Below are 4,570 nucleotides of genomic sequence, written 5' to 3' on the forward strand. Positions count from 1 at the left end.
GAACAGGCCGAGGCATTCCTGAACCAACGCGCCGAAGTCAGCGAAGAGGGCCAGGATATCTACCGCCGCGCGGCTTATGGATAAACTTACACCAACCGTACGATTAAGCTCTAGTTACTACAACTTAACGTACGCGTCCGCGGGAAATCATGCAGTCCAAGTCTAACTTCGCGGTCAACCGTGCCTGCAATCCGTGCTTGCAGGCCCCTCCGCGCTGCGCGCTCCGTCGGTCGTTTACCTCAAATGATAGGTGCAAGCTCGGCTTGTTCGATTGGAGGTTGTGCTTTCGGCATGCAGTTTGACTAGCCGAGGCCACTGGCGTCGTCGGTGAGGCGCGCTTGGGCCTCCTCAAGCATTAGATCGGGATCGTTCGGAAAGCGAACTTGGTCAAATCCGGCTGCGAGGTCCTCACCTGCTACAAGTATCAAGTTGTGGGTACGAAGCTCGTCTGACTGGGCGGCGATCTGGTCCCTTGGAAGCCTACAAACCAGCACAGCTGCCACTTGCGCGGGGTGTCCACTTGCCTGAAGCGACTTCGTTAGCGCACCGCGCCGATGGACAAGCTTGCCTACCTTAGATGTGAAGTCTGAGACCCGCGTAGTGCACTCGACGATGGCGAGCCGTCCACCAGGCGTAGTTACGATCAAGTCGGGCGAATCGGTTTCAATCTGAACGCATGGGCTAAATCCAAAAAGGAAGAGCAATGCCGCAACGCCGTTCTCAAATTTCGAGGAATCGGACGACTCGATTACAGCCCGCCGAACCATTCGGAGATCCTTGTCAAAATGCTGAATGGCAAGCAAGCGATTATTACGCGCCTTCGCTGGATCTAAGAACCACTGTCTGCGGACCGTTGAAGACCCAATCATCAGCATGGCGAGCACGGCGTCTGCGTGCTGAAGTTCAATCTGTGCCGTGCCCTCGCGCCTATCGTCTCGAACGGCACCCCACTTGATCTCTCTGGCAACTTGTCTTCGAGAGTTGAGCCCATCTCTTGGCCCTGCACGTACAGCAAGTCCAACATTATCTACATCGAACGCTGGATGAGCGTGCAAGGTCACGTCAAGTCGATCGCCGGCCAGCATACACTCGTCAAAGATTAGATCGACTGGCGGCCCAACCCTTACGATTACGGCAGCAAGGTCAGAGCTGTTTCCAGGCGCACGTAGATCAAGCCATGCGGCAGCGTCTGCGAGCCCATCAAACGGCCGACATGATGACCGTAGCATATTATCGACTATAGTCAACTCGACCGGAGAAGGGTGAGGTCTCGCAGTACCGAGAACCTGAAGGTGCAACTCAGAAAACCAGCGGTCTCGATGACTCATTTCTGAGTAGAAGTTAAACGGCCGGTCACTTGGCAGGATCAGCTCCTTGTCCGGAAGCCGGATGACGCCGGACGTTGCTCTATCCAATAGCGCAAGCAACGACTTCTTGCTTTCGTGATGGCGTTGAATCTGGCCGACAACAAAGTTCGCGGAATCGATTCGAAAGCTGTTGTCGCGCGACGTCGGAAGAGGATTTAAGGTAATCGACGCATCCCAGATTCGATACCCTTGGCCATCGGCGTCAGCGATAAAACGAATATCAAACGAGTAGCCATCACACACCCAAGCTTCGGCTGCCTCCAAAAGTTTGTTTGATAATCTCGTCAGTCAAATGGAATCATCTCTGTATTGGAGCCTTGGTCAATTCGGGCAAGGAGCTAGCGTGCTTTTAAAACAATTGTCTCGCATGGTGGGCGCGCCACCTAACATACAAAGCAAAGCCTGCGTGGGTTGTCAAGGTGGCTTCCTCGGTTGTCGCTCCGCGTTGAGTTTCTGGCATTTACCGAACTATCAGACAGCATTAACCTCAACGGACCATCTGAAGCGATTCAGCGAAATGCGGCCATCGATACCGAACTCGATTCCTTCATCTTCCAATCGAATCCGCTGTTCCGAGTCCGCGCCATGTCGTCCGCGCCCGGTGCTGATTCCGCCTTTTGCGTTCACCACGCGATGCCAGGGCACGGTGCTGTGCGGCGGCAGGGCGTGCAGGGCGTAGCCGACCAGGCGCGCCTGTCGCGGATAGCCGGCAAGTCTCGCCACGTCGCCATAGGTCGATACCTTGCCTGCGGGAATTTGCCGGACGACGGTATAGATGCGGCTATAGGTTTCGCCTGGCTTGCTCATCGCTGAATCGCGCAATATGACGTTTCATCAAGGCGGCGATAGGCGTGATGCCTTAACCACGCTGCCGTTCGAGCAACAGCATCATCAGCAGGGCCAGCACCGCGAGCTGTTCCGCGTCCTCGTCCAGCGCGTCCAAACGTTCGATACGGTAGCGGCCTTCGAAAAACGCCGGTTGCTTGGTTACGCGTAAAGCCGCCGCGCCGTTATCCACGCGCGTAATGAGATACGACGGATGCAGCACGTAGCCGGTGAACATGCCGATGACGGGGATCGAATCCAGCAGGCCGTCCAGCACTTTGACCCACGGGTTCTCCTCACGCACCACCAAGAATGGTTGATCATTTCTCATGATGTCGTAATGCGCGCGCCACAGCGAACGCATTCCACGGCGTCGCACCGCGCCCAGCCGCGCGCCCCGCGCATCATCGATGTGATATTGCGTCGAGATATCGAATACACGATCCGCGTTGATGTGATACAAGGGCCGATTCTGCGCGGTATCCCCATAAACGCTCACCGCTTCCCTGAGCCGGAACGCCTTCTGCCGGACGTAGAAGATCACGCGCCCGGCCGCATCCGTGACGGAAATCTGCTGGGCAATCGCAAGCAGCTTGAAACGAAGGTCTAGTGGAAAATCCATGGCAGGTAAGTCTCAGCGATAAAGCATCAGCGGTTCGCGCTCATCGCGCCACGACGTTTCATCGGGCGCGGCAAGCGCATCGAGATCTTCTGGCGTCGCAGCAGGATCGTCCACCCATCCGCGCAGCAGTTGGCTGCCGTTGATGAGGTCGATGGCGAGCCGATCGTGCTCGTATTCGTAAGCAAAATCCCGCCACAGCGGATAGTCGGGATGCAGCATTCGCAAGGTCTTGAAGGCAAGCGCCATCAGCCGCCACGGCTTGAAGTCTTCATGATCGTAAGCCGGATCGTCGACGTGAAACTGCACCCCGGCGCACAATTTGCCGGCGTGCTTGTGGAAGGTAGGCTCGAACCAGCAATCCCGCAATCGGCAACCACGCATCCATTGCGGCGCGAGCGCGGTCATGGTGGCGATGATTGCGCGCGCATCGATATCCGGCGCGCCGAACAGCTCCAGCGGGCGCGTGGTGCCGCGTCCTTCGGACAAGGTCGTACCTTCCAACATCACTGTGCCGGCGTAGCAGCGCGCCATCGATACACTGGGCGCATTAGGACTGGGATTGATCCATGCGCGTTCGCCAGGTGGCCAGCCGTAACCAGGCGCCGCGGACGGCTGCCAGCCCTGCATGTTGATGATGTGATAGTCAACATCAAGATTTAGCGTTTTCACGAACCAGTGTGCGAGCTCGCCCAGGGTCAGCCCGTGACGCATGGGCAGCGGCCCCGCGCCCACGAAGCTCTCCCAGCCGGGCCTGAGCCGCAATCCTTCGACCGGTCGTCCCGCCGGATTGGGGCGGTCGAGCATCCACAACGTCTTGGCATGCGCCGCGGCCGCTTCCAGGACGTAGCGCAAGGTGGTGACGAACGTGTAGACGCGGCAGCCCAGATCCTGCAAATCGACCAGCAGCACGTCGAACCTGTCCATCATCGCCGCTGTCGGGCGGCGCACTTCGCCATAAAGACTGAATACGGGAATGCCGAGAATCGGGTCATTAGAATCCTGCGACTCGACCATGTTGTCCTGCTTGTCGCCGCGCAGGCCATGCTGCGGGCCGAACGCTGCGGTCATGTTCAAATCTTTGCAAGCGACCAGCGCATCCAGCGAATGCACGAGATCGCGCGTGACCGACGCCGGGTGCGCGAGCAGCGCGATGCGTTTGCCAGCCAGCGGTTTGCGCAAGCCGCGTTCCTCCAGCAAACGGTCGATGCCGAATTTCATGTCTTCCTCTCTCTCAAGATTTTTTGTACGATCAACCCAATCAAGTTTATAACTACTCCGCTCGCTGCCGTATTTTCGAGACCTTGTTTGCGTCGGAATGCAGGCCCGTCAAATACGACGGCGGCCGCCCACTACGACTGCTTGGAAGAATTGGGGGTTTCACCGGCGATCTACTGCAGCGCAATGTCGGGCACCGTCAACGCCTCAAAGCTGCGATCGACCTCCACTTAGTAGTGCCAGGTTGAAGGCATTCCCAAAACCGCCATCCGTTCACAGGATTGCCGGTGATTGCTACGGCAGCGGCGGAGGGCGAGGAATATCGCTTTCCGTTGATTGTAAGGGCGCCGTTATTGACAGTGCCTGTGTGTAGCTGCCCCTTGTACGTAGCCCGAAATTCCGTGCCGTGGGGAAAGGAAACACCCTTTGACGTCCACGGAATCCCACTCGCCTCTGTCGGGGTCGTTGGCCTGGATGTGTTCGCCGGTTTGACCAGATTGAGCAGTTCACGAAGAACCTCGTTTTCTGTCATCGCCTCCGC

5 protein-coding genes are annotated in these 4,570 nt (G+C 57.6%); all 5 read right to left on the reverse strand.

The genetic code is table 11. The features are described 5' to 3' along the window. Nucleotides 1–302: 302 nt before the first annotated feature. Nucleotides 303–1,631: a hypothetical protein gene (locus H0V34_14405; protein MBA2492820.1), complete on the reverse strand. Its 1,329-nt coding sequence runs from the start codon at nt 1,629–1,631 to the stop codon at nt 303–305. 207 nt (nt 1,632–1,838) lie between these two features. Beyond that, complete coding sequence (locus tag H0V34_14410) at nt 1,839–2,174, reverse strand: MGMT family protein (protein ID MBA2492821.1); 336 nt, start codon at nt 2,172–2,174, stop codon at nt 1,839–1,841. 52 nt (nt 2,175–2,226) lie between these two features. After that, a complete protein-coding gene (locus tag H0V34_14415) occupies nt 2,227–2,814 on the reverse strand; it encodes a hypothetical protein (GenBank protein MBA2492822.1) in 588 nt (195 codons plus the stop codon). A gap of 12 nt (nt 2,815–2,826) precedes the next feature. Then, complete coding sequence (locus tag H0V34_14420) at nt 2,827–4,032, reverse strand: DUF1343 domain-containing protein (protein ID MBA2492823.1); 1,206 nt, start codon at nt 4,030–4,032, stop codon at nt 2,827–2,829. 196 nt (nt 4,033–4,228) lie between these two features. Further along, a complete protein-coding gene (locus tag H0V34_14425) occupies nt 4,229–4,561 on the reverse strand; it encodes a DUF4357 domain-containing protein (protein MBA2492824.1) in 333 nt (110 codons plus the stop codon). Nucleotides 4,562–4,570 lie beyond the last annotated feature (9 nt).

It is taken from the genome of Gammaproteobacteria bacterium (genome assembly GCA_013696315.1).
Lineage (GTDB): Bacteria > Pseudomonadota > Gammaproteobacteria > JACCYU01 > JACCYU01 > JACCYU01.

Excerpts from the sequence above, each read along its gene's own strand:
- H0V34_14420 (MBA2492823.1), bottom strand. The coding sequence starts at position 4,032 with ATGAAATTCGGCATCGACCGTTTGCTGGAGGAACGCGGCTTGCGCAAA.
- H0V34_14410 (MBA2492821.1), bottom strand. The coding sequence starts at position 2,174 with ATGAGCAAGCCAGGCGAAACCTATAGCCGCATCTATACCGTCGTCCGG.
- H0V34_14415 (MBA2492822.1), bottom strand. The coding sequence starts at position 2,814 with ATGGATTTTCCACTAGACCTTCGTTTCAAGCTGCTTGCGATTGCCCAG.
- H0V34_14425 (MBA2492824.1), bottom strand. The coding sequence starts at position 4,561 with ATGACAGAAAACGAGGTTCTTCGTGAACTGCTCAATCTGGTCAAACCG.